Consider the following 24,446-nt stretch of genomic DNA (forward strand, 5'->3'; position numbering starts at 1 on the left):
AAACTGAGTCGTCTTTGGCTCTGCGCGCATATGATGACCTGCTAGGATGCGGGACAGAAACAGGAGACGTGCGATGTTCAAGGTGCTGTCGGGCTCATGGGCCCTTTTGCTGGGCATGATGATGTTGCAGGTCGGCAATGGCATGCAAGGCACCCTTCTGGGGGTGCGCGGCGCGCTGGAAGGGTTTTCGACCTTTCAGATGTCGATCGTCATGTCGTCCTACTTTCTGGGCTTTCTTGCCGGGTCGCGCATGGCGCCCGAGATGATCCGGCGGGTCGGGCATGTGCGGGTCTTTGCCGCGCTTGGCTCTTTGATTTCGGCCGTTCTGATCATGTATCCGACAATTGCCGATCCTTGGGCCTGGGCCGTGGGCCGGGTGATGATCGGCTTTTGCTTTTCCGGCGTTTACGTGACCGCCGAAAGCTGGCTGAACAACTCTTCCACCAATGAGACACGCGGCAAATCCCTGTCGCTTTACATGATCGTTCAGATGATCGGCATCATTTCGGCGCAGGGCATTCTGGTGATGGCCGATCCGGCGGGCTATGTTCTATTCGTTATTCCTTCGGTGCTTGTGTCGCTGGCATTTGCGCCGATCTTGCTCTCGGTGAGCCCGACACCGGCCTTTGACACCACCAAGCCACTGTCGCTGGGCCAGATCATGAAGATTTCGCCGCTAGGCTGTGTCGGCATGTTTCTGACCGGGGGGGTCTTTGCTGCGCAGTTCGGCATGGCGGCGGTCTATGGCACCGAAGTGGGGCTGAGCGTCGGGCAGATTTCAACCTTTGTGGCGGCCTTTTATATCGGCGCGGTACTGGTGCAATATCCGCTGGGTTGGATGTCGGACCGGATGGACCGACGCAAACTGATTGCCGCCGTGTCTTTTGTGACCGGGATCGGCGCGCTGATCGGGATGGTGTTCGGGGCGAATTTCTGGATGCTTCTGGTGGCGGCCTTCCTGGTGGGCGGCACCTCCAATCCGCTCTATTCGCTGCTGATCGCCTATACCAACGACTTTCTGGAACACGACGACATGGCGGCCGCTGCGGGTGGCATGGTGTTCATCAACGGGCTCGGGGCGATCGCCGGGCCGCTTTTGGTGGGCTGGATGATGGGCTCGATTGGGCCGGGGGGGTATTTCCTTTACATGGCGGTGCTCATGTTCGCGCTGGTCGGCTATGCCATCTACCGGATGACACAGCGCCCCGCACCCTTGGTAAGCGAAACCGACAGCTACACGCCGGTGTCGCCGTCGTCTTCACCGATGGCTGTGGAATTTGCGCAAGATTATGCCATCGAGGCCGCACAGGAGGCGCAAAACGATTGACAGGCGGGATTTATGTCCCTTCTGTAGCAATAAGTTACTGTGAGAAATGGTGTTTTTGCCGTTTAATAAAGATGAACATCATAGGAAAATGAGGAGTTCTCCCTATGGTTGCGCCCGAGGATGTACTTGGCTTCTGGTTGGATGAAGTGGGGCAGGCACGGTGGTACGAGGCCTCCGATGCCTTGGATCAGACGGTTCGTGATCGCTTTGAGCCTGCATGGCATAAGGCACAGGAGGGGGCTTATGGTCTCTGGCTGACCTATCCCACGGGCACTCTGGCCTATATCATCCTGACCGATCAGTTTCCCCGTAACATGTTTCGCGGCGATGCGCGGGCCTTTGCCTCTGATCAACCGGCGCTTGCAGCGTCCAAGGTAGCAATCAGGCGCGGTTGGGATCTGCGGGTCGATGAACCGGCGCGACAGTTCTTTTATTTGCCGCTGATGCATTCGGAAAATCTCTGTGATCAGGAACGCTGTGTGCGCCTGATGTGCGAGCGGATGCCGGTGTACGGTCCGGAAAATCTCTTGCATGCGCGTGCGCATCGTGAAGTGATCCGCCAGTTCGGCCGCTTTCCCTATCGCAATGCGGCGCTGTCGCGTGCCTCGACGGAGGTGGAACGCGACTATGTGGCTGATGGTGGCTATGGTGCCACGCTGCGCCGGTTCAAGGAAGCCGCCTGAGCCGCGAACGGGTCTTTCCCCACAGATGCAGGCGTTTCATCGCTACCGGGTGTTTGCGCAACCGGAGGGCCATGCTGCGTTGTGGTTCGTCCTGAAATAGTTTAATACCAAACTAAATTTGAAAACGGAGGACGGCATGGCGTCTAAGGCTTTTGACATGATCGTAATCGGGGCGGGGCCCGGTGGCTATGTTGCGGCGATCCGGGGCGCGCAACTTGGCCTGAATGTGGCCATTGTCGAGCGCGAGCATATGGGCGGGATCTGTCTGAACTGGGGCTGTATTCCCACCAAGGCGCTGCTGCGCAGTTCCGAGGTGTTTCACCTGATGCACCGCGCCAAGGAATTTGGCCTCAAGGCCGACGGCATCGGCTATGATCTTGATGCGGTCGTCAAGCGCTCGCGCGGGGTGGCCAAACAGCTGAATGGCGGCGTTGGGCATCTGTTGAAGAAACACAAGGTGACCGCGATCATGGGCGAGGCGAGCGTGCCCGCCGAGGGCAAGGTTAGCGTCAAGACCGAGAAGGGCACAGAGGAGCTGACATCCAAGCATATCGTGCTGGCCACCGGCGCGCGCGCCCGCGAATTGCCGGGGCTTGAGGCCGATGGCGATCTTGTCTGGACCTATAAGCACGCGCTTGTGCCGCCACGGATGCCGAAAAAGCTCTTGGTGATCGGATCGGGAGCGATTGGCATTGAATTTGCCAGCTTTTACAACACCCTCGGTGCCGATACGACCGTGGTCGAGGTGATGGATCGCGTGCTTCCGGTGGAAGATGCCGAGATTTCGGCCTTCGCCAAAAAGGCCTTTGTCAAACAAGGGATGACCATCATGGAAAAGGCCATGGTCAAGCAACTTGATCGCGGCAAGGGCAAGGTGACCGCGCATATCGAGGTGGGCGGCAAGGTTGAAAAGCACGACTTTGACACGGTGATTTCCGCCGTTGGTATCGTCGGCAATGTCGAAGGGCTTGGCCTTGAAGACCTGGGCGTCAAGATCGACCGCAGCCATGTGGTGACGGACGAGTATTGCCGGGCCGGGGTTGACGGGCTTTATGCCATTGGCGATATCGCTGGCGCGCCCTGGCTTGCGCATAAGGCAAGCCATGAGGGCGTCATGGTGGCCGAATTGATCGCGGGCGGGCATCCGCACCCCGTCAAACCCGAAGCCATCGCGGGCTGTACCTATTGCCACCCGCAGGTGGCGTCGGTCGGCATGACCGAGGCCAAGGCGAAAGACGCCGGATACAAGATCAAGGTCGGGCGGTTTCCGTTCATTGGCAATGGCAAGGCGATCGCATTGGGCGAGCCGGAGGGCCTTGTGAAAACCATCTTTGATGCCAAGACCGGCGAGCTTTTGGGCGCGCATATGATTGGCGCCGAAGTGACGGAACTGATCCAGGGCTATGTGGTCGGACGCCAGCTTGAGACCACCGAAGAGGATCTTATGAACACCGTCTTCCCGCATCCGACGCTTAGCGAGATGATGCATGAATCGGTGCTTGAGGCCTATGGCCGGGCAATTCATATCTAGCCATGGATTGGGGGCGCTGCCCCCGTCGCCCAAGGGCGACTCCCCCGGGATATTTAGGGCCAGAAGAAACAGCGGGGCGCGGGCGTGTGACGCTTGCGCCTTTTTTGCAGCCCCGGCACAATGGGGCGGAGCAACAAGAGGGCGGACCGTGGCAAGTATCAATCGGATCGTGATGCAGAAATCCTCGCGCCGATGGATGGCGGCGCTTGATCCCGCGACGATGGATGCGGCCGAGGTCTCGGGCAAATTCGGGCGGCGGTTCGAGTTCAAGAGTTATGAGCGGTTTCGCTATCCGAAATATGACATTTGCGAGGGGCCTTATCGCGACGCCGAGGGCAGAACGCTTAGCTTTGATCTGGTTCTGGCAAATCAGGTTTGGGAGCATCTTGATCGCCCCTATGCCGCGACGCGCCATGTTCTGGAGATGTTGCGCCCCGGCGGGTATTTCTGGGTCGCGGTGCCGTTCTTCATTCCCTATCACGGTGATCCGGTGGATTGTTCGCGCTGGACGGCGCGCGGCTTGAAGAACCTGTTGATCGAGGCGGGTTTCAACGAAAGCAAGATCAACGCGCGCCAATGGGGCAACCGCCATGCGGCGCGGCGTAATCTTGAGGGCGAATGGCCGCCGGTCTATGATCCTGAAACCGATGACCTTACGGATGAGCCGGATTTTCCGATCTGTTCCTGGGCGCTTGCACAGAAATAAACCGCCGATCCACCGTGTTCATGGAACGTTCGCAAATTGGCCTTGGAACTATGGCCCGTCTCACCTATTTGTAGGCCACGTGAACCCCGGGGGGCAGAATGGCCGATCTCAAATATATCGAGGTGCGCGGCGCGCGCGAGCATAACCTCAAGAATATCGACGTGGATATCCCGCGCGACCAACTGGTTGTGATTACCGGGCTTTCCGGCTCGGGCAAGTCGAGCCTGGCGTTTGATACGATCTATGCCGAAGGGCAGCGGCGCTATGTCGAATCGCTTTCGGCCTATGCGCGCCAGTTCCTCGATATGATGGAAAAGCCGGATGTGGATCACATCAGCGGGTTGAGCCCGGCGATTTCCATCGAGCAGAAGACAACCTCGAAGAACCCCCGGTCAACGGTCGGCACGGTGACCGAGATTTACGATTATATGCGGCTGTTGTTCGCGCGTGTGGGCACGCCTTATTCGCCCGCCACCGGCCTTCCGATCGAGGCCCAGCAGGTGCAGGATATGGTTGACCGGGTGATGGCGATGGAGGAGGGCACACGGGCCTTTCTTCTGGCGCCGATCGTGCGGGATCGCAAAGGCGAGTATCGCAAGGAATTTCTTGAGCTGCGCAAGCAGGGCTTTCAGCGGGTCAAGGTCGATGGTGAGTTTTACGAGCTTGACGAGCCGCCCACGCTTGACAAGAAATTCCGCCATGACATCGACGTGGTGGTCGACCGCCTTGTGATCAAGCAAGGGCTTGAAACGCGGCTTGCCGATAGTTTTCGCACCGCGCTTGATCTGGCCGATGGGATCGCGATCCTTGAAACTGCGCCGAAAGAGGGCGAGCCTGAGCGGATGACGTTTTCGGAAAAATTCGCCTGTCCGGTCAGCGGCTTTACCATCCCCGAGATCGAGCCGCGGCTGTTTTCGTTCAACGCTCCCTTTGGGGCCTGTCCGGAGTGTGACGGGCTTGGGGCCGAGCGGTTTTTTGACGAACGCCTTGTGGTGCCCGATGAGGCGCTCAGGGTCAGCGACGGCGCGATTGCGCCCTGGCGAAAGGGCAAGTCGCCCTATTTCACCCAGACAATTCAAGCAATTGCCAAGCACTATGAGTTTGACAAGAATGCCGCCTGGAAGGATCTTCCGGCGCATGTGAAACAGGTGTTCCTGTATGGCTCGGGCGAGGAGGAAGTTCCGTTTCGCTATGACGAGGGCGGCCGGATTTATCAAGTGAGCCGTGTCTTTGAAGGCGTGATCCCCAATATGGAGCGGCGCTATCGAGAGACCGACAGCAACTGGATCCGCGAAGAATTCGAGCGTTATCAGAACAACCGCCCCTGTGGCACCTGCGGCGGGTTCCGCCTGCGGCAAGAGGCCCTGGCGGTTCGGATTGCCGACTTGCATGTCGGGCAGGTGGTGCAGATGTCGATCCGCGAGGCGTATCAGTGGTGCGAAACCGTGCCCGATCACCTTGGCAAGCAGAAGAATGAAATCGCGCGTGCGATCCTCAAGGAAATCCGCGAGCGGCTTGGGTTCCTGAATAATGTCGGTCTGGATTATCTGACGCTTAGCCGCAATTCCGGCACCTTGTCGGGCGGCGAAAGCCAACGGATCAGATTGGCGAGTCAGATCGGGTCGGGCCTTACCGGGGTGCTTTATGTGCTGGACGAGCCAAGCATCGGCTTGCATCAGCGCGACAACGGGCGGCTATTGACCACGCTGCGCAATCTGCGCGATCAGGGCAATACGGTGATCGTGGTCGAACATGATGAAGAGGCCATTCGCACCGCCGATTACGTCTTTGATATCGGCCCCGGTGCCGGCGTTCATGGTGGTCAGGTGGTCAGCCATGGCACCCCCGAAGAGGTGACGGCCGATGCCGGATCAATCACCGGGCAATACCTGTCGGGTGTGCGCGAAATTCCGGTGTCCGCCAAGCGGCGCAAGGGCAATGGCAAAAAGCTCAAGGTGGTCAAGGCGACGGGCAATAACCTCAAGGAGGTGACGGCCGAGTTTCCGCTTGGCAAATTTGTCTGCGTGACCGGTGTGTCGGGCGGCGGCAAATCGACCCTGACGATCGAGACGCTGTTCAAGACCGCAAGCATGCGGCTGAACGGGGCGCGTCAGACACCGGCACCTTGCGAGACGATCAAGGGGCTTGAGCACCTGGATAAGGTGATCGACATTGATCAGCGTCCCATCGGGCGCACGCCGCGATCCAATCCGGCGACCTATACCGGGGCGTTCACGCCGATCCGCGACTGGTTTGCCGGGCTGCCCGAGGCCAAGGCGCGCGGCTATAAACCGGGGCGGTTTTCATTCAACGTCAAGGGTGGGCGCTGCGAGGCTTGTCAGGGCGACGGTCTGATCAAGATCGAGATGCATTTCCTGCCCGATGTCTATGTCACCTGCGAGACCTGTCAGGGCGCGCGATATAATCGCGAAACCCTCGAAATTCGCTTTAAAGGCAAAAGTATAGCGGACGTTCTTGATATGACGGTTGAAGATGCGCAGAGCTTTTTCAAAGCGGTGCCCGCGATCCGTGACAAGATGGATGCGCTGGCGCGGGTCGGGCTTGGTTATATCAAGGTTGGCCAGCAGGCGACGACCCTGTCGGGCGGCGAGGCACAGCGCGTGAAGCTCTCGAAAGAGCTGGCCAAGCGATCAACGGGGCGCACGCTCTATATCCTTGATGAGCCGACGACCGGGTTGCACTTTGAAGATGTGAAAAAGCTGCTCGAAGTGCTGCATGAACTGGTCGATGGCGGCAATACGGTGATCGTGATCGAGCATAACCTCGACGTGATCAAGACCGCCGATCATATCATTGATATCGGCCCAGAGGGCGGCGATGGCGGCGGTGAGATCGTGGCGGTGGGAACGCCCGAAAAGGTTGCGCAGGAACCGCGCAGTTATACCGGGCACTACCTCAAAGAAATGCTGGCGGCGCGCCGCGTCGCCGCCGAATAGGATTGATGCAGGCCTTCGCAAGGATCGGCGGACGCATCGGCCAGATTGCTCTGGCGGTGCTGGCGCTAGGCTATGTGGCGCTTGGCCTGCATTTTCAACTCAAGCCGCCGCTGCTCTATGTCCTTTACGCTGCGCTCTTAACCTGGGCCGTTTGCGTGACGCTTCTGGTCTGGCGCGGGCGTTGGAGCCTTGTCTGGGGTTTCATGGCCGGGCTTGTGACGATCTGGGGACTCTGGTGGGCGACAATTGAGCCGCGACAGGATCGCGATTGGATGTCAGAGGTTTCGCGGGGCGTGACCTCGACGCCTGCGGCGAATGGGCGGATCACACTGCACAATATTCGTGACTTTCGCTGGTCAAGTCCGACCGAGGCCGAACAGGCGTGGTATGACCTCGAAGTGGACCCGCAAAGCCTAACCTCGGTTGATATGATCCTGTCGGTCTGGGATCACCCCGATATCGCCCATACGCTTGTCAGTTTCGGGTTTGAAGATGGCCAGCACGTCGTGTTTTCCGGTGAAATTCGCAAAGAGAAGGGTGAGGAATTTTCCAACATCGGCGGTTTGTTCAAAAGCTATGAAGTTGTGCTGATTGCCGCCGATGAACGCGATATCGTCAATTTGCGTACCAATGCGCGGGGGGAAACCGTCTCGCTCTATCCGGTCGCCCTGTCGGACGAACAGCGCCTGGACCTGTTTCGCGCCTTGCTCGATTACGGCAACGCCCTGGCAGAACGCCCGCGTTGGTATCACACGCTTTGGACAAATTGCACGACACTGCCTTACCGGCTTGTGCGTGGCATAACCGACGGCGCGCCGTTCGACCTGCGGATAATTCTGTCAGGTCGCTTGCCGGGATACCTCTATGACCTTGGCGTCTTGCCCGGCGCCGAGGCGATGCCGCTGAGTGAGCTGCGTGAGCGTGCGGCGCTGCCGACCCTCGATGTCGCGGGGATGGGCAGCGCCCCTTATTCAAAAGCGCTGCGCCAAGGTTGGCAGGATTAGCCGAGCGCCGCCGTCATTTCTTGAGCGGGCAGGTGCGCAAACCAAAGATCGTGTAAAGTGGACAGCTTGACATAAGGCCAGTCACCAGAGGGATGATGCCGATCAGATAGAGCCAGCGATAGGCCGCGTCGGGGTTGAGGAAAAAGCCCGCCAAGAGACCGAGGCCGACAATGATACGAAGCGCGCGGTCCAGAGCCCCGACATTTTTCTTGAGCATGAGAACACCTTTGGCTGATCAGGCCGGAATGGCCCGGTTATAATAGCCCAAGGATATCCTGCCCTCGCGGTACAGTCGGTGATAAGATCACAAAGCCCGCAGATTTATCGAAAATTGCGGCTGTCCTTGATCTGTTCCCAGGCCCAGACCACCTGTTGCAGCTGTTCTTCCTGGCTGCGGTCGCCGCCGTTGATGTCGGGATGCAGCACCTTGATCAGAGATTTGTAGGATTTGCGCAGATCGGCCTTGGTCCAGGTATCCTCGGCCTCAAGGATCTCTACGGCGCGGCGCTCTGTCGGGGGCAATTTACGGCTTCCGCCGCGTTTCTTGCCGGGGTTCTGCGTGGCGTTGCCGCCCAGAACCTGATGCGGATCCTCGATGCCAAGCCGGGCCCAGGCCCGCGTTTCGGGGTCGGTAAAGGCGCGGGTTTCACGCTCCCATACCTTGTCCTTGGAGGCCTGCGCGTTGATCTCCGCCTCGGTGGTGCCGTCAAAGAAATTCCACTTGAGGTTATATTCGCGCACGTGTTGCTGGCAGAACCAGAGATACTCATCAAGCACATCGGGCGCCCTGGGCGCGCGAAACTTGCCTGCCTCGGTACAGCCCTCATGCTCGCACACCCGCACCGATGTTTCAGAGGCGCCCGACATGCCACGGCGGCCACGCGGGTTTTTCTTCTTGGCCGAAGACACGGACATATCGAAACCGAAGGGATCTGACTTGGACATGGGGCTTACCTTTTCGAGTCGGAGACGAGAGTGTATGCCAAAACGTGGCGAATTGAAGGGGGCACGGCGAAAAAAACATCTCCCACTTGTGCGATGATACTGCGCAGGCAGGCGGAGGATGGCGATCCAAGTCCTTGGAATGAAATAATAATAGCCTCTAGGATGTCTGGGTTTTTTCGGTTTCCGGCCTCTTATCGGCGGGCTTGTGCGGCTCTGCGCTTACCGGGGGCGCAACGCGGGGGGCGACGGGCGGGGTCACGCTGCGCACAGCGTCGGCTGGCAGGGCCTCTGTCACAGCCCCGGGCGAGGCCTTGGCGCGGCGAAACACCAGGACAGAGCGATAGACAGTATGGCTTGAGGTCAGCCCCTGACGTTCTTCACTGGGCAGGATATCTGCGCGCAGATATTCCCACCCCTCGCGCCCCATGTCGTTCAACGCCTCTTCAAACCCAAGGGCAAAGCGGGCCTCGGGGGTTTTGACGCCGGGGGCCTTGCGGCCACGGGTCGGGGCGGGGGTAACCTTGTATTCGAAAACCGTCATGGAACCTTCCGGGATTTGTCAGAGCGGTGCATCCTACGCGACTGACCGCGCGGCGCAAGGGGGCATGCAAAACCCCCGGACCATAGGGCCGGGGGTCATGACGTCTTTGAGAGGGGGCCGGGTGTCTATTTCGGGCCGGGGCCGATGATCATGATCATCTGGCGGCCTTCCATCTTGGGCATGTTTTCAACACGCCCGACGGTTTTGATATCCTCGGCGATACGTTCCAAAAGCTGGCGGCCCAGATCCTGATGGGCCATCTCGCGGCCACGAAAGCGCAGGGTGATCTTTACCTTGTCGCCATTTTCAAGAAATTTGACCACGTTGCGCATTTTGACGTCATAGTCATGCGTATCGGTGCCGGGTCGAAACTTGACCTCTTTCACCTCGATGATCTTTTGTTTCTTGCGCGCTTCGGCCTCGCGTTTCTGTGTCTCGTATTTGTATTTTCCGAAATCCATGATCTTGCAGACCGGTGGATTGGCGTTTGGCGAGATTTCAACCAGATCAAGCCCGGCATCAGCGGCCATTTCCATTGCCCGGTCCGGGGTAACCACCCCGACATTTTCGCCGTCGGCGCCAATGAGGCGGATTTCATCACTGCGGATGCGGTCATTGATACGAGGGCCGGTGTCGCGTGTAGGGGGCGCGTTATGAGGTCTGCGGGCTATGGCTTTGTTCCTTTGATCGTTTTGGTTCTGTGGCGAATTTGAGGGTGCAACGTAAACGTGGGCGTGACGGCTTTCAAGCGCCAAAATCGGCTGATCTGAGCCGATTAAGGGCTTATTCCCCCTTGTGCCTTTCCTTTTTCACCTTCATCTGTGAGCAAGACGTGGAGCGGCCGCGAGATTTGCCGGACCCGCATGTATGAGGGAGTGTTTATGAAGAACCTGCTATGGATTGTTGTGGCTGTCGTCATTCTTGGCGGTGGTTATATGCTGTTTACCGGAAAATCGGTGAACGAAGTTGTCGAGACCGTCAGCGAGACCGCGAATGAGGTCGAGGCGCCCGCCGCGCTTGAGGATGCAAGCGACGCGGTTGGCGACGCCGCCGAAGCCGTGGCCGAAACCGCCACCGAGGCGGCAGATGCCGTGGCCGACACGGCGAGCGAGGCAGTGGATGCTGCGACCGATACGGCGAGTGACGCGGCTGATGCCGTGGCCGATACGGTGAGCGATGCTGTGGATGCTGGGAATGAGGCGGCTGATAGTGCGGTTGAGGCCGCAACCGGGGCTGCCGATGATACTGCTGATACTGCCGCCGAGGCTGTCGACACCGCCGCAGATACCGCCGATGCGGCTGCTGAAACCGCCACAGATACTGCCGGTGAGGCCGCCGATGAGGCTGCTGACACCGCTGCAGAGGTTGCCGATAGCGTAACAGAGGCCACGTCTGAGGCTGTCGAGACCACCACCGATACGGTGACCGATACCGCTCAGGATGGGGTTGAGGCCGCGCAAGAGGCCACCCAAGACGCCACCCAAGACGCCGTTGAAGCGGCAACCGGCGAAGCCGCGTCTGACGTCGCTGTTGAAGCCGGAGAGGCCGCGCAAGAGGCCGTGGAGGCCGCGACTGGCACCGCCGCGACCGATGCCGCGCCCGACGCCCTGACCGTCGACGGATTCAGCATGGATCGGGCGCGCGAATTGATCGAGGGGGCCGATCTTGGCGCGATGCAGGAAACGCTTTTGCTGCAAACCATCAAGAAGGCGCAGGATAACCCCGAGCTGCTTAAATCGGCGCTCGAAGCTGCCCGCAGTGCGCTTGGTTACTGATCCACCAGCATAAGACAAGATAACCCGCGCCGGATGCACCCGGCGCGGTTTTTTTATGTCTTAGCAACAGTCGGCCGCCTCGATCAGCACCGTTGCGGCGGCTTTGGCCTCGATCGCGGGGCTGCCATTGCCCAGCATCACAGAGGTCACGATCGCGCCTTCTTTGAGCAGCATCAACTGGCGCGCAAGCGCCGCCGGGTCGCGGGCGCGCGCCTCGGTTGCGAGGGTTTGCACATACTCAAGCAGCATCCGCTTGTGGGTCGCGCTTTGGATGTGAATCGGATCTTTGGGATCCTGGAATTCCGACACCGCCTTGATGAACATACAGCCCTTGAACCTGGGCGAGGTGATCCATTCGTGCAGCGCGTCAAAGACCGCAAGTAGGCGGGCCCTCGGGGTGTCAGCGATCTCTTCGACACGGCGACAGAACCAGTTGCGAAACCTCTCGTCGCGTAGCCTGAGCACGGCCAGGATCATTTCGTCCTTGGTGCGGAAATGTTTGTACATCGAGGTTTTCGAAATGCCGGTTTCCGCCACAAGCTTGTCCATCCCGGTGGCGTGAAAACCGTCGCGATAGAACACCTCAAGCGCATTTCGCACCAGCTCATCTCTTTTATTCGGTCGCATGACTTACCTTAAACTGTACTGATATGTTCACATATATAGTCGAGGTGCGGGATTTTTGCCAGATAAAATCATCCATTTTATTCAATGGTTAGTTGATTTCAGGCCTTCTATCCTAGGTTTTTTGCAAAAATAGGATTTGACAAAGTTTACCGATCTGTACACTTATGGGACGCGAAGTGTACAGATCGGTAACCCATTCGAAACATCAAGGAGCCAGACATGACCCGCCCCCCGCTTCCGCCCTTCACCAAAGACAGTGCAATCGAGAAAGTCCGTGCCGCCGAAGATGGCTGGAATGGCCAGAACCCCAAGGCCGTCGCCCAGGCCTATACCGAGGATAGCCAATGGCGAAACCGGGCCGAGTTTCTGACCGGCCGCGCCGAGATCGAGGCTTTCCTCACCCGCAAGTGGGCGCGTGAGAATGACTATCGCCTGATCAAGGAACTCTGGAGCTGGAGCGACAACCGGATTGCCGTGCGCTTTGCCTATGAGTGGCGCGACGCCGATGGTCAGTGGTTTCGCGCCTATGGCAACGAAAACTGGGAATTTGCCGAAGACGGGCGCATGCGCCGCCGAATCGCCAGCATCAATGATCTCAGGATCACGCCGCAAGAGCGTCTGTTTCACTGGCCGCAGGGGCGCCGCCCCGATGATCATCCCGGCCTGAGCGCGCTTGGCCTTTAACCCCGTTTGAAAGGAGGCTGACATGCCCCGTGCCTTTGCCGAAATCGCCTTTACCCCGAACGTACGCGCCGCGCAGGCGCGCCATGGCTCTGCGGCGGGCTATGAAAAGTTCCTGTCGCCCGATGTGAGTGGCGGCGCGGCGCTCAGCCCCGATGAGGCCACGTTCATTCAGGCCCGCGACGGATTTTACCAGGCGACCGTTTCCGAGACCGGCTGGCCCTATGTCCAGTTTCGCGGCGGCCCCAAGGGGTTTTTGCGGGTGATCGACGCCAAGACCATCGGCTATGCCGATTATCGCGGCAATCGCCAGTATGTGAGCCTTGGCAATCTTGCCGGGGATAATCGCACTTCACTGATTTTGATGGATTATCCTAACCGCAGGCGGATCAAGATCTGGGGCAGGGTGCGGGTTGTTGAAGGTGACGAGGCCGCCGAGATCCTGCCGGCCCTGCATGATGCCGATTATGTCGGCCGCCCGGAACGCGCGATCTTGATCACGGTTGAGGCGTTTGACTGGAACTGTCCTGCCCATATCCCGCAACGCCTCACCGAGACCGAGCTTGAACCCTACCTCGCGCAGATGCGTGCCCGGATTTCCGACCTGACCACCGAGACTGCGCGGCTGACCGATCTGCTTGGCGCCGCGTCCTGATCCCACCAACCGAAAGGAGCCCCCCATGACCCCCTCTTTCAAAAACGCGTTGCATACCGGCGCACTTCTGGTGTCGCTGGCCATCGGCGCGACCCTTCCGATGCAGGCACAGGCGCTTGATCTGGCCTCGCCCGATCACGTGGCCTTTAAGACCACCAGCATCGCGGGCATCGACATTGCCTACCGCGAGGCGGGCGATCCGTCGTATCCCACCGTTTTGTTGCTGCATGGTTTTCCGACCTCGTCGCACATGTTCCGCAATCTGATCCCCGAACTGGCGCAGAAATATCACGTGATCGCCCCCGATTATCCGGGCTTTGGCGCCTCTGCGATGCCGCTTGCCGAGGAGTTCGAGTATTCCTTTGCCAATATCGCCAGGATGATGAGCACACTTCTCGACCAGAAGGGCGTTGAGCGTTACGTCGCCTATGTCATGGATTACGGCGCGCCGGTCGGATACCGCATGTTCGCCGAAGACCCGGAGCGCGTGGCGGGCTTCGTGATCCAGAATGGCAACGCCTACACCGAGGGCCTGCGCGAGTTCTGGGACCCGATCAAGGCCTATTGGGCGGCGCCAACGGTCGAAAACGGCGATGCGCTGCGCGGGTTCTTTGCGCTTGAGGCCACCAAATGGCAGTTCACCGCAGGCGTCCAGAACCCCGAAAACATCAGCCCCGATAACTTATTGGACCGCGCAATACCTTCTGGATCGCCCCGGCAATCAAGAGGTGCAGCTTGAGTTGTTTCTGGATTACGGCACGAATGTCGGCGAATATCCGAAATGGCAGGCGCTGTTTCGCGAGCACCAGCCGCCGGCACTCCTGATGTGGGGCAAGAACGACCCGATTTTCCCGGAAGAGGGCGCGCATCCCTACAAGGCCGACCTGAACGATCTGGAATTTCATATCCTTGACACCGGGCATTTCGCGCTTGAGGAATTCGGCCCGGAAATGGCGGTTGAGATGCTTGAATTCCTGGATCGTGTCTATCCCTAGACCAGGCCAGAGATTGAGAATGGTCGCGCCTTTGGATGGGCGCGGCCATTTCGGCCTTTTGGGCTAGGCGCTTTGATCGAGGGTTTTGTAATGGCGTTCAAGCTCCAGCAAACGCTGCTTGCGCCAGAGCCCGCCGCCATAGCCGGTCAAAGACCCATCCGCCCCGATGACACGGTGGCAGGGCACGACAAGCGCAAGCTGATTTGCCCCATTGGCGCGGGCCACGGCGCGGGTGGCGGCGGGCCTGCCGATCTCATGGGCAATCTGGGAATAGCTGCGCGTGACGCCGGGCGGGATGCGTTGCAGCGCGCGCCAGACCTCGCGCTGAAAGGGCGTGCCATTGAGGGCGAGCGGCGTGCTGAAACCGGCAGAGCGGCCGGCAAAGAACGCCTCAAGCTCTTCCCTGATCTGTTCGGTCGGGGCATAGGACCCAAGGCCAAGCCCGCCCTTGACCGCCCTTTCAATGGCGCTGATTTCGGATTTGAGGGCCTTGCGGTCAATGAATTCCAAAAGGTGCAGATGCGTGGCGCTGCTGATGGCAATCATGTCGCCAAGCGGGGTCTTGATCCAGTCTGCCAAGAGCAAGCCGCTCTTGCCAAGGCTGCCCGGCGCGCGGCCGAGAAGCCTTGCAAAGGCAGAGCGAAAGGCGCTGGCGGATTCGAAGCCGGCGTCAAGCTGGGCGTCGATAACCTTGCTGCCTTCGCTCAGCGCCTCGAACCCGTCGCGCAGGCGCCGGTGGCGGGCCATTTCAAGAAATGTCATGCCGAACTGGCGCTTGAAACTGCGCCGCACGGTCGAAAGATCATATCCCATGGCCTCGATATCGGCCTCGCGCCAGCGAAATTCGGGGCGCTTTTCAAGGGCGCTCAGAAGGTTGGCAATTGCCGGATCGGCCGTGGCCATGGGCGCCAGCGGATGACAGCGTTTGCAAGCCCTGAACCCGGCCTCGATACATTCACCGACCGAGGCGAAAAACCTGCAATTCTCGTACTTTGGCTTGCGCGCAGGGCAGGTGAGGCGACAAAAGATTCCGGTTGAGGTAACGCCGACATAGGCCTGCCCGTCAAAGCGGGTATCGCGCTCAAGCAGAGCGCGATACAGGGTGTCGGAATCTTGCAGATCGAACAACATGCTCTTTTAATAGCACGCCTGACGCGCACCGCCGCCGGTAATCGGGCGTCTATTCTTTTGCCCGCCGATCAGTCGAGAAAGGCCTTTTCGACGACGTATTCCCGGGGCGAGGAATTGGCGCCTTCGCGCAGGCCATAGCCTTCGAGCATCTCTTTGATCTCAAGGTTGAAGGCCAGATTGCCACAGACCATCGCGCGGTCGGTTTCCGGCGCAAGCGGCGCCACGCCAAGATCGGCAAAGGCCTCGCCCGAGCGCATGAGGTCGGTGATCCGCCCCATCTTTGGGCTCTGTTCGCGCGTCGTGGTCGGATAATAGCGCAGCTTGTCGGCAAAGCCTTCGCCAATCAGTTCTGCCAAAAGCTCGTCCTGGCGGATATCCTCAATCAGCCTGCGGCCATATTCAAGCTCGCCCACCTCGCGGCAGGTATGGGTAATGATGACCTCGTCGTAGTCCTCATAGGTCTGGGGATCGCGCAGCAGCGAGGCGAAGGGCGCAATGCCGGTGCCGGTGGCAAAGAACCAGATCCGCTTGCCCGGCAAGAGCGCGTCATGCACCAGCGTGCCCACCGGCTTGGGGCGCAGGATGATCTCGTCACCGGGCTGGATATGTTGAAGCCGACTTGTCAGAGGGCCGTCCTGTACCTTGATCGAATAGAATTCCAACTCATCATCCCAGGACGGTGAGGCGATGGAATAGGCCCGCAACAGCGGCTTTTCGCGGCCGGTCTTTTCATCGGTCTGCATCAGGCCGATCATCACGAACTCGCCCGAGCGAAAGCGCAAAGAGGCGGGCCGCGTCACGCGGAACGAAAACAGCCGGTCGGTCCAATGGGTGACCTCTGTCACCCTCTGCGCATCGGGCAGGGTAAGCGTTTTAGCCTGTTTTGCGGGGGCTTGGGTCACTTGGGTCATCTCATTCATAGGGTCATTTACCGGTCAGATACACCGGCACCTCTGCATAAACATTGATCTGGGTCAGGGAAAGGGCGGATAGTGTTTAGCCGCGCAGGCGGGCCTGATAATCATGCGCTTGCCAGTTGGCGCGGAAAATCCACTGCTCCTCGGGCTGGCGTTTGGCCAGGGTGTCCGGGATTTCGACCTCGTCAAAGCCCGAGCGACGCGCCATGGCGTATTGATCTGCAATCACATGACCATGCGCGCGCAAGCGCCCAGCATAGCCCATAAGCCGCAATTGCCGCGCGATAGAAAAGCCGCGCCCATCGGCAGAGCCTGGGAAATGGACGCGGATCATGGTGACACCCTCCAACCGCCCGGCAAGCGCGGCGGGGTTTGTGTCAACCGCAAGGTCAAGCGCGGTGGCATGCGCCCCCGCCTCGGCCAGCGGCGTGATCGGGGTGGTGAAATCCTCGGGCGCAAAGCCCGTGTCCTTGACGATGACGGTCATGCGGTCACTCCTTTTCGCACCATTTTGCCATTTACAAAATGGATGCCACATTCGGTTTTGCTCTGATCGCGCCAGCGGCCCGATCGTGGGTCTTCGCCGGGCGCCACCGGCGTGGTGCAGGGCATGCAGCCGATCGACGGATAGCCGCGCGCCACCAGCGGATGCCGGGGCAGGCGGTTCTCATCCATATAGGTCTGCATATCCTCGGGCGTCCAATGGGCCAGAGGGTTGACCTTGATCCGGCCTGTCTCGTCCTCGACCTCGAAGAACTCAAGTGCCGCGCGGGTGCCCGACTGATAGCGTTTGCGCCCGGTGATCCAGCCATCAAACCCGGTCAGGGCGGTTTGCAACGGCCGGGTCTTGCGCAGGACGCAACAGGCATCGGTGTCGCGCAGATGCAGCGTGTTGTCGGGGTCCTGCGCGGCCATGTCGGCGGGCGCGGCGCGCAGGATGCGCAGATCGCGCAGATTTAACCGCTCGGCCAGCTCTTGTTGATAGACAAGCGTTTCGGTGAACAGCATTTCGGTGTCGATGAAGATCACCGGCGTCGCGGCCCGCGTGATCGACACCATATGCAAAAGCACCACCGATTCCGCGCCAAAGCTTGACACAAGCGCCAGCCTGCCAGCCTCGGGATCGTGCAGCGCGTGGTCAACCACCGCGACCGCCGAATGATGGCGATAGCGGTGATTGAGGGCGCTCACCCTGTTGGCAAGATCACTCTGCGGCATAGGCCCGCGCCTCGGCGTCATAGAGCGCGGCCTTGAACGGGGCCATGCCGATACGGTTGAACGCCTCAAGAAAGGTTTCTTCCTCGCTCTGACGCAGGCCAAGATAGGCAAAAATCAGACGCTCGATGGCGGGCACAATTTCGTCATAGGCAAAGCCGGGGCCGGTGCGGGTGCCGATGGCCGTGGTTTCGGACGGATCGCCGCCAAGGGTGATCTGATAGTTTTCCACCCCTGCGCGATCCAGTCCAAGAATGCCGATATGACCCACATGGTGATGGCCGCAGGCATTGATGCAGCCCGAAATCTTGATCTGGAGATGGCCGACCTCATGCTCGATCTTGAGCTCTTCAAGACGCGTGGCGATGCCTTGGGCCACAGGAATCGAGCGCGCGGTCGCAAGCGCGCAGTAATCCATGCCGGGGCAGGCGATGATATCCGAGGCGAGGCCAATATTGCCGGTGGCCAGCCCAAGCGTTTTCAGAGCGGCGTGAACCGCCGGAATATCGGCCAGCGGCACATGCGGCAGAACAAGGTTCTGGGCATGGGTGGCGCGGATATCGTTGTGGCCGTATGTTTCGCCAAGATCGGCGACAAGGCGCATCTGATCGGCGCTGGCATCGCCGGGCGTGGCGCCATGGGCCTTGAGGCTGATGGTGACACTGCCATAGCCCGGCGCGCGGTGGGGGGTGACATTGGTGTCACTCCAGGCGCGAAACACCGGATCGGCGTCGCGGGCGGCGAAATAGGGCGCCGGATCGCTGGTCTTGAACGCAGGCGGGGCAAAAGCGCCGGTAATCTCGGCCAGCAAGGCCTGATCCTCCCCGCCAAAGACGGCGCGGCGGCGCGGGAATTCATCCTCGACCTGCGCGCGGATTTCATCAAGGCCGTTTTCATGCACCGTGATCTTGACGCGCGCCTTGTATTTGTTGTCGCGCCGCCCGATCCGGTTGTAGGTGGCAAGGATCGCCTCAAGATAGGGCAGAAGATCGGCGCGCGGCAGGAAATCACGCAGCCGCTTGGCCACCATCGGGGTGCGCCCCATGCCGCCGCCAATCCAGACCTCAAAGCCGCGTTCGCCGTCACGCTCGACAATGCGCAGGCCGACATCATGGCTTTTCATTACGGCGCGGTCGGTGTCGCTTGCGATCACGGCGATCTTGAACTTGCGCGGCAGGAACTGAAACTCGGGGTGGTCGGTGGACCATTGCCGGATCAACTCGGCCACCGGACGCGGGTCTTCGATCTCATCTGCGGCGGCGCCGGCAAAATGATCCGAGGTCACGTTGCGGATGGTGTTGCCGCTGGTCTGGATAGCGTGCATCTCGACCTCGGCCAGGGCATCGAGCATATCCGGCACATCGCTAAGCGTTGGCCAGTTGTATTGAATATTGGTGCGGGTGGTGAAATGGCCATAGCCCTTGTCAAACCGCTCGGCCAGATAGGCCAGCTGACGCAATTTTGCCGCATCGAGCGAGCCATAGGGGATTGCCACGCGCAGCATGTAGGCGTGCAGTTGCAGATAAAGACCGTTCATCAGGCGCAGCGGCTTGAATTCATCTTCGGTCAGGCTTCCGTCGATACGACGCTCAACTTGGGCGCGGAACTGGCGATTGCGTTCCGCCACAAAAGCGGCGTCGAAGTCATTGTAATGATACATTTTAGTCTCCAGCGCGGGCTTGGACGTGCGCCAGGCCATCGGCCTGCTTGCCATGGAAAAGGTTCGAGGGGCCCTTGCGGCGAAAATCCTCGCGAAAATGGGTGGGCTCTGGTCCGGTCGCGCCAGGCGCGACATCTGCCAGATAGACGCCAACCGTCAGATGCGGTTGGGCCTGGGCCTGTAACAGGCGCAGGTCAGCGTCGGCCTCATCGGTGAGAACCTCGGCCTCACAGAGGTGGCGCGTCCAGGCGTTATCGGCGGTGAAGTAAATCACATCGCCCTCGATCAGGGCGTTGGCGGTGATGACCTTTGGGGTAAAGTCGCGGGACATGTCAGGCAAGCTCCTGTTGCTGAATTCGGGTAAGACCAGCCTGCGTTTCGCGCGGGCTCAGGCCGTAAAACATAAGGGCGGGGCCGGTGATATCGGCCTCAGTCAGGGCACTGGGCAGCGCATCCAGCGTGGTCGCAAGGATGCGTTGATCAGGGCGGCTGGCGTTCTCGATCACGGTGACCGGCGTGGCGCGATCCGCGCCCTGCATGATCAGGCGGCCCTGAATGAAACGGGCCGATTTCTTGCCCATATAGATCGCCGCCACCTCGCCGGGCTGCGCCAGAGCGCGCCAGTCGTGATCGGCAAACCCCTTCATGTCATGCCCCGTCAACAGCCGCGCCGAGGCGTTGCGCCCGCGTTTTGTCAGGCTTTGACCGATGGCCGCGACGCTGGCCGAGGCGGCGGTAATGCCGGGCACCACATGCCAGCCAATCCCGGCCTCGGTCACGGCGTCGATTTCTTCGTCAAGTCGGCCAAAGACGGTGGGGTCACCGCCCTTGAGGCGCACGACCTGCGCGCCGGTTTTGGCGTGGGTCACGATAAGCGCGTTGATGTCGTCCTGGCTCATCGAGGGGCCAAAACCCTCTTTGCCCGCATCAATTAGCACAGCCTCGCGGCGCGCCAATTCAAGGATTTCGGGCGTGACAAGGCGGTCATGGATCACCACGTCGGCCGCTTCAAGCGCCTTGCAAGCCTTGAGCGTCAACAGCTCTGGATCGCCGGGGCCCGCGCCGACAAAAGCCACGTGTCCTTGGTGACCCTCTACGGTTTTATGTTTATTTAAAGTGGCTTGCATGTCGTTTTTGACCTCACTTTTGGCACCCATTTCGATCGCGCGGGGATCGACAGTGAAATCGCATTCGGCCCGGAAATCACGGTGTCGACGCCCCAAGAGACGGATCGCCACCGCCCGACGGAGCGATACAGCGGCCATCAACGACCGGTAGATTGGAAAATGCTTCATCGGGACGGCCCTGATCGGTTTGACTTGTCCCTCAATATAGGAAATATTCCCACATATACGCCATACGGCGCGGTGAATAAGGACATATGTTCCGTATTGCGGCCCGCTTAGGCGAAGTGTTCCAAGGTTGAAGGGAAATCGGAATGGCTGTTCGTCTGGATGAACTGGATCGAAAAATCCTCGTGCAGTTGCAAGAGGATGGGGGGCAATCGCTCGACGATATTGCCAGGAATGTCGGCAGTTCCAAGACCCCCGTATGGAACCGGATTCGCAAGATGCGCGAGGCCGGGGTGATCAAACAGCAAACCTATCTGCTGGATGCCGAGGCGCTTGGGCTTGAGGCCTGTTTTTTCGTACTGATCCGAACCTCAGAGCATGATGCCGCCTGGCAAAAGGCGTTTCTGAAGGCGCTCAAGGAACGGCCCGAGGTGCAAGAGGCACATCGCCTTGCGGGGGATATCGATTATATTCTCAAGGTCAGGGTCGCCAATGCGCGCGCCTATGACGTGTTTTATCAGGCGCTGATTTCAGAGGTGAAGGTGCATAATGTCACGGCACTTTTGTCGATGGAAGAGATCAAATCAACCACCATGCTTCCGCTTTAAATCAGGATTCCAATGCGTTGATAATAGGCGAAAAATCATCAGCCTTCAAACTTGCTCCGCCGACCAGTGCGCCATCGACATTCGAGGTGGCGAAAATTTCTGCGGCATTTTCCGGCTTGACCGATCCACCGTAAAGCAGGCGAAAATCCTGTGCGGCCCCGGCGCCAAAGCGATCATCAAGGCGGCTGCGGATGAAAGCATGTACCTCGCCAATCTGCTCCAGGCTCGGGGTGAGCCCTGTGCCGATGGCCCAGATCGGCTCGTATGCGATGACGGTATTGGCACCGGTGGTGCCGTCGGGCAGGGACCCGGCAAGCTGATCGGCGATCACATCCAATGTTTGCGCGCCTTCGCGCTGTGCCAGAGTTTCACCAAGGCAGACCAGTGCAATCAGGCTCGCCGCATGGGCGGCCAGGGCCTTTTTTGCGACCAAATCGCTGGTTTCATTGTGATTTTCACGGCGTTCCGAGTGGCCAAGTATCACCGCCCCGGCACCGGCATCGGCCAACATGGGGGCCGAGATATCGCCGGTATGGGCGCCAGAGGCGGCCGCATGGCAATCTTGAGCGCCGATCATAATGGTGCTGTCGGCGCTAATCCCGGCGGCCTGGGCGATCAAGGTCGCAGGCGGACAGATCAGGATATCGACAGAGGGCGTCTTATGGACAGACACAAGCGCCTGTAACTCGGCAAGGCTGGGGGTGGTGCCGTTCATCTTCCAGTTGCCCGCAGCGAGTTTGCGTTTCATCATCATGCCTTCTTGAAATTACCTGATCTCGTCGTCCGACATCCGCCGGAATGCAAGCACGACAGGCGGTTAGCCGATATGTTTGAGAGCAGCGGCGGCTTACATATCCGCGAATTTGATCGATTCACCGCAGCCGCAAGCCTCGGTCACATTGGGGTTGTTGAACTTGAATCCCGATTCCAGCAGCGAGACTTCATAGTCAATCTGGGTGCCAAACAGGAACATCTGCGCCATCGGTGCGATCATCACGCGCGCGCCATCGGATTCGACCACCTCGTCGTTGGGGTCGACCTCGGTCACGTATTCCATGGTGTATTCCATGCCCGCACAGCCGCCCTTCTTGACGCCAATACGCAGCCCCTGATGACCATCGCGGCCCATCAGCTTTGCGATTTGCGACGCGGCGGCCGGGGTAATGGTGACGGCTTGTTTTCCGGGGATGCCAAACATTAGGTTTGCCTTCCAATCCGTTGTGGTAATTACATAAAGCCCAGCTCAAGGCGGGCTTCATCGCTCATCATGTCCATGCCCCAGGGCGGTTCCCAGACCAGTTGAACATCGACATGTTTAATGCCTGCCAAAGGTTCGATCGCCTCGGCAACCCAGCCGGGCATTTCACCGGCCACGGGACAGCCGGGCGCGGTCAGGGTCATGGTGACATTGACCGCATTTTCGCCATCAATATCAATCGTATAGATCAGGCCCAGATCATAGATATTCACCGGAATTTCCGGGTCATAGACAGAGCGGCAGGCCTCGACCACCTGATCATAAAGCGGGTGATCGGTGCTCGAGGGCGCAATCAGCGGGGCGCCTTCAAGGGGTTCTGGGCTATTGTTCATCATCGTGTCCTACGGGTTATCCTGACCAAACATATAGGGTTTATAGCGGGCTTCGTCCAGAGGGCGGCGGCAAGCGGATCAGTCTTCGATGCTGATGCTGGATTTACGGCGACGCACCGGGGCGGGGCGCACGCGGGATTCGATCAGATCATAGAGCGCGCCAACGATGTCCTTGCCGGTTGAGGTCTCGATCCCCTCAAAGCCGGGGGACGAGTTGACCTCAAGCACCTTTGGCCCGGCCTCAGAGCGCAAAAGATCGACGCCGGCCATGTTGAGATCGAATACTTTTGCCGCGCGGATCGCCGTTTCGCGTTCAAGCTTGGTGATCCGCACCGCCTTGGCCGAGCCACCACGATGCAGGTTCGAGCGAAAATCGCCCTCGGCCCCGGTGCGCTTCATCGCGCCCACAACCTTGCCGCCGATCACCAGACAGCGGATATCTTCGCCCGCCGCCTCCTTGACGAAATCCTGCACCAGAAAGTTGGCCTTGAGACCGCGAAAGGCGTCGATCACGGATTCGGCCGCCTTTTTGGTTTCGGCCAGCACGACGCCCTTTCCTTGTGTCGATTCCAGAAGCTTGACGATAAGTGGCGCGGTGCCGACAAGCCCCATCAGGTTCGAGGTGTCAAGCGGCGAGGCGGCAAAGGCGGTGTTGGGCATGCCGATCTTGGCGCGCGCCATAAGTTGATGGGCGTAAAGCTTGTCGCGGCTAGAGGTGATGCCGGCGCTGGAATTCACGCAATAGGTGCCGATGGTTTCAAACTGGCGGATGATCGCGGTGCCATAGGGCGTGATCGAGGCGCCGATGCGCGGCACCACGGCATCAAACCGCGGCAGGCGCTTGCCGTCGTAATGCACCTCGGGCGACATCGCGTTGATCGCCATGTAACAGCGGGTGGTGTTGATCACCTCGACGGTGTGACCACGCGCCTCGCCTTCGCTGACAAGGCGGCGGGTGGAATAGTTGTCCTCGCGGCTCAGAACAGCGATGCGCAGGGCACGGTTGGGCTGGGCGCTGCGCATTTTGGCGGTGTGGTAGACGTCATAGGAAAGCTCGGGCTGCATAAAACGGTCGGTTGCGACAATCGAGATATGATCCTTGAGCGCGCGACGGCCCAAAAGCATGCGAGAGGCCATGCCGTGGCGGTTTGTCAGGGTGATTTCGATCGGCCAGCTTTGGCCGTTCACGGCGAGAGTGGAGGAAATGACATAGCGCATTTCCTTGTCGCCGTTGGACGAGGTCACATCGCGCCGGTCAATAATCGTGGCCGAGCAGGGGATCACAAGGTCGTCGCGCCCCGGAATCGGGTGCACGGTAAAGCGCACCTTGGGTTTGGAGGCGGGGCCAAAGGTTTCAATATCAAAGGCATGCAGCGCCGAGGTGCGCGCACCGGTATCGACCTTGGCCTTGAGCGCGGGCACGCCAAGTCCGGGCAGGGCAACCCATTCTTCCCACCCGAATTGCAGCGGCTGCGGAGTGTCGGCGGTGGTCATGAACGGTGCCTCCTTGGCAAGGTCTGGATCGCGCGCGGGCACACCCCGGCATCCTTGGGCACCCAGTCACATCATGAATGGAGGGGAAACTCAAGGGAGCTTGGGTTGCAGG

27 protein-coding genes and 1 pseudogene are annotated in these 24,446 nt (G+C 59.7%); 12 read left to right on the forward strand and 16 right to left on the reverse strand.

What is annotated here, in order from left to right; genetic code table 11:
* The first annotated feature begins 73 nt into the window (after window positions 1–73).
* The 6 genes from BMZ91_RS10295 (at window position 74) to BMZ91_RS10320 (ending at window position 8,208) form a co-directional block, all read left to right on the forward strand.
* On the forward strand, window positions 74–1,327 hold the full coding sequence (locus tag BMZ91_RS10295) for an MFS transporter (protein WP_092838105.1): 1,254 nt from the start codon (window positions 74–76) through the stop codon (window positions 1,325–1,327).
* A gap of 104 nt (window positions 1,328–1,431) precedes the next feature.
* The gene (locus tag BMZ91_RS10300; RefSeq protein ID WP_092838108.1) at window positions 1,432–2,010 is read left to right on the forward strand and encodes a DUF924 family protein; all 579 of its coding nucleotides are present in this window, start codon (window positions 1,432–1,434) and stop codon (window positions 2,008–2,010) included.
* A 136-nt stretch (window positions 2,011–2,146) separates the two neighbouring features.
* The gene (lpdA, locus tag BMZ91_RS10305; RefSeq protein WP_092838111.1) at window positions 2,147–3,541 is read left to right on the forward strand and encodes a dihydrolipoyl dehydrogenase; all 1,395 of its coding nucleotides are present in this window, start codon (window positions 2,147–2,149) and stop codon (window positions 3,539–3,541) included.
* Window positions 3,542–3,689: 148 nt separating this feature from the next.
* Window positions 3,690–4,247, forward strand: a complete 558-nt coding sequence (locus tag BMZ91_RS10310; RefSeq protein WP_245736307.1) for a class I SAM-dependent methyltransferase — start codon at window positions 3,690–3,692, stop codon at window positions 4,245–4,247.
* A 98-nt stretch (window positions 4,248–4,345) separates the two neighbouring features.
* Window positions 4,346–7,204 (forward strand): excinuclease ABC subunit UvrA, encoded by a 2,859-nt coding sequence (gene uvrA, locus BMZ91_RS10315; RefSeq protein ID WP_092838114.1) that lies wholly within the window; start codon window positions 4,346–4,348, stop codon window positions 7,202–7,204.
* 5 nt (window positions 7,205–7,209) lie between these two features.
* On the forward strand, window positions 7,210–8,208 hold the full coding sequence (locus BMZ91_RS10320; RefSeq protein WP_092838117.1) for an Lnb N-terminal periplasmic domain-containing protein: 999 nt from the start codon (window positions 7,210–7,212) through the stop codon (window positions 8,206–8,208).
* A gap of 13 nt (window positions 8,209–8,221) precedes the next feature.
* Here the strand turns inward: BMZ91_RS10320 and BMZ91_RS10325 are convergent, their stop codons facing one another.
* The 4 genes from BMZ91_RS10325 to infC all read right to left on the reverse strand — a co-directional run bounded on the left by BMZ91_RS10325 (window position 8,222) and on the right by infC (window position 10,449).
* The gene (locus BMZ91_RS10325) at window positions 8,222–8,425 is read right to left on the reverse strand and encodes a YgaP family membrane protein (RefSeq protein ID WP_092838120.1); all 204 of its coding nucleotides are present in this window, start codon (window positions 8,423–8,425) and stop codon (window positions 8,222–8,224) included.
* Between the two features lie 104 nt (window positions 8,426–8,529).
* Window positions 8,530–9,153 (reverse strand): J domain-containing protein, encoded by a 624-nt coding sequence (locus tag BMZ91_RS10330; RefSeq protein ID WP_092838122.1) that lies wholly within the window; start codon window positions 9,151–9,153, stop codon window positions 8,530–8,532.
* A 157-nt stretch (window positions 9,154–9,310) separates the two neighbouring features.
* Window positions 9,311–9,694 (reverse strand): DUF4177 domain-containing protein, encoded by a 384-nt coding sequence (locus BMZ91_RS10335; protein ID WP_092838125.1) that lies wholly within the window; start codon window positions 9,692–9,694, stop codon window positions 9,311–9,313.
* A 125-nt stretch (window positions 9,695–9,819) separates the two neighbouring features.
* Window positions 9,820–10,449: a translation initiation factor IF-3 gene (gene infC, locus BMZ91_RS10340; protein WP_092838128.1), complete on the reverse strand. Its 630-nt coding sequence runs from the start codon at window positions 10,447–10,449 to the stop codon at window positions 9,820–9,822.
* 126 nt (window positions 10,450–10,575) lie between these two features.
* Between infC and BMZ91_RS10345 the strand changes: the two genes are divergently transcribed.
* The gene (locus BMZ91_RS10345; protein ID WP_092838268.1) at window positions 10,576–11,469 is read left to right on the forward strand and encodes a hypothetical protein; all 894 of its coding nucleotides are present in this window, start codon (window positions 10,576–10,578) and stop codon (window positions 11,467–11,469) included.
* Between the two features lie 60 nt (window positions 11,470–11,529).
* Here BMZ91_RS10345 and BMZ91_RS10350 read toward each other — a convergent pair whose 3' ends face one another.
* On the reverse strand, window positions 11,530–12,069 hold the full coding sequence (locus BMZ91_RS10350; RefSeq protein WP_245736308.1) for a TetR/AcrR family transcriptional regulator: 540 nt from the start codon (window positions 12,067–12,069) through the stop codon (window positions 11,530–11,532).
* A gap of 246 nt (window positions 12,070–12,315) precedes the next feature.
* On the opposite strand from BMZ91_RS10350, the gene BMZ91_RS10355 reads away from it, so the two are divergent.
* Genes BMZ91_RS10355 through BMZ91_RS21965 form a run of 4 tightly spaced genes read left to right on the forward strand, consistent with a single transcriptional unit; the run spans window position 12,316 to window position 14,427 of the window.
* Window positions 12,316–12,780: a nuclear transport factor 2 family protein gene (locus BMZ91_RS10355; protein WP_092838134.1), complete on the forward strand. Its 465-nt coding sequence runs from the start codon at window positions 12,316–12,318 to the stop codon at window positions 12,778–12,780.
* Window positions 12,781–12,802: 22 nt separating this feature from the next.
* Window positions 12,803–13,432, forward strand: a complete 630-nt coding sequence (locus BMZ91_RS10360; protein WP_092838137.1) for a pyridoxamine 5'-phosphate oxidase family protein — start codon at window positions 12,803–12,805, stop codon at window positions 13,430–13,432.
* A 25-nt stretch (window positions 13,433–13,457) separates the two neighbouring features.
* The gene (locus BMZ91_RS21960) at window positions 13,458–14,171 is read left to right on the forward strand and encodes an alpha/beta fold hydrolase (protein ID WP_281243349.1); all 714 of its coding nucleotides are present in this window, start codon (window positions 13,458–13,460) and stop codon (window positions 14,169–14,171) included.
* The gene (locus tag BMZ91_RS21965) at window positions 14,161–14,427 is read left to right on the forward strand and encodes an alpha/beta fold hydrolase (protein WP_342741946.1); all 267 of its coding nucleotides are present in this window, start codon (window positions 14,161–14,163) and stop codon (window positions 14,425–14,427) included. The genes BMZ91_RS21960 and BMZ91_RS21965 overlap by 11 nt, the downstream gene beginning before the upstream one ends.
* A gap of 63 nt (window positions 14,428–14,490) precedes the next feature.
* On the opposite strand, the gene BMZ91_RS10370 is transcribed toward BMZ91_RS21965, so the two are convergent.
* From BMZ91_RS10370 to cobA, 7 genes and pseudogenes are all read right to left on the reverse strand, one after another.
* Entirely contained in the window at window positions 14,491–15,558 is a 1,068-nt protein-coding gene (locus BMZ91_RS10370; protein WP_092838140.1) for a bifunctional transcriptional activator/DNA repair enzyme AdaA, read from the reverse strand.
* 68 nt (window positions 15,559–15,626) lie between these two features.
* Complete coding sequence (locus BMZ91_RS10375; RefSeq protein ID WP_092838143.1) at window positions 15,627–16,478, reverse strand: ferredoxin--NADP reductase; 852 nt, start codon at window positions 16,476–16,478, stop codon at window positions 15,627–15,629.
* Between the two features lie 76 nt (window positions 16,479–16,554).
* Complete coding sequence (locus BMZ91_RS10380) at window positions 16,555–16,962, reverse strand: DUF934 domain-containing protein (protein WP_092838146.1); 408 nt, start codon at window positions 16,960–16,962, stop codon at window positions 16,555–16,557.
* Window positions 16,959–17,693, reverse strand: a complete 735-nt coding sequence (locus tag BMZ91_RS10385; RefSeq protein WP_092838149.1) for a phosphoadenylyl-sulfate reductase — start codon at window positions 17,691–17,693, stop codon at window positions 16,959–16,961. The genes BMZ91_RS10380 and BMZ91_RS10385 overlap by 4 nt, the downstream gene beginning before the upstream one ends.
* A complete protein-coding gene (locus BMZ91_RS10390; RefSeq protein ID WP_092838152.1) occupies window positions 17,680–19,350 on the reverse strand; it encodes a nitrite/sulfite reductase in 1,671 nt (556 codons plus the stop codon). The genes BMZ91_RS10385 and BMZ91_RS10390 overlap by 14 nt, the downstream gene beginning before the upstream one ends.
* Before the next feature lies 1 nt (window position 19,351).
* Window positions 19,352–19,681, reverse strand: coding sequence for a DUF2849 domain-containing protein (locus BMZ91_RS10395; RefSeq protein ID WP_092838156.1), 330 nt, complete (start codon window positions 19,679–19,681; stop codon window positions 19,352–19,354).
* Window position 19,682: 1 nt separating this feature from the next.
* A pseudogene (gene cobA / locus BMZ91_RS10400) lies at window positions 19,683–20,603 on the reverse strand (uroporphyrinogen-III C-methyltransferase); the annotation flags it as partial.
* A gap of 185 nt (window positions 20,604–20,788) precedes the next feature.
* On the opposite strand from cobA, the gene BMZ91_RS10405 reads away from it, so the two are divergent.
* Complete coding sequence (locus tag BMZ91_RS10405) at window positions 20,789–21,250, forward strand: Lrp/AsnC family transcriptional regulator (protein ID WP_092838162.1); 462 nt, start codon at window positions 20,789–20,791, stop codon at window positions 21,248–21,250.
* 1 nt (window position 21,251) lies between these two features.
* Here BMZ91_RS10405 and tpiA read toward each other — a convergent pair whose 3' ends face one another.
* The 4 genes from tpiA to rimK all read right to left on the reverse strand — a co-directional run bounded on the left by tpiA (window position 21,252) and on the right by rimK (window position 24,334).
* Window positions 21,252–21,998, reverse strand: a complete 747-nt coding sequence (gene tpiA, locus BMZ91_RS10410; RefSeq protein ID WP_092838271.1) for a triose-phosphate isomerase — start codon at window positions 21,996–21,998, stop codon at window positions 21,252–21,254.
* 99 nt (window positions 21,999–22,097) lie between these two features.
* Complete coding sequence (locus BMZ91_RS10415) at window positions 22,098–22,448, reverse strand: HesB/IscA family protein (RefSeq protein ID WP_092838165.1); 351 nt, start codon at window positions 22,446–22,448, stop codon at window positions 22,098–22,100.
* Window positions 22,449–22,477: 29 nt separating this feature from the next.
* Window positions 22,478–22,840, reverse strand: coding sequence for an SUF system Fe-S cluster assembly protein (locus BMZ91_RS10420; RefSeq protein ID WP_092838274.1), 363 nt, complete (start codon window positions 22,838–22,840; stop codon window positions 22,478–22,480).
* A 78-nt stretch (window positions 22,841–22,918) separates the two neighbouring features.
* Complete coding sequence (gene rimK / locus BMZ91_RS10425) at window positions 22,919–24,334, reverse strand: 30S ribosomal protein S6--L-glutamate ligase (RefSeq protein ID WP_092838277.1); 1,416 nt, start codon at window positions 24,332–24,334, stop codon at window positions 22,919–22,921.
* Between the last annotated feature and the right edge of the window lie 112 nt (window positions 24,335–24,446).

Origin of the sequence: Roseovarius lutimaris (genome assembly GCF_900115165.1) — a bacterium.
Lineage (GTDB): Bacteria > Pseudomonadota > Alphaproteobacteria > Rhodobacterales > Rhodobacteraceae > Roseovarius > Roseovarius lutimaris.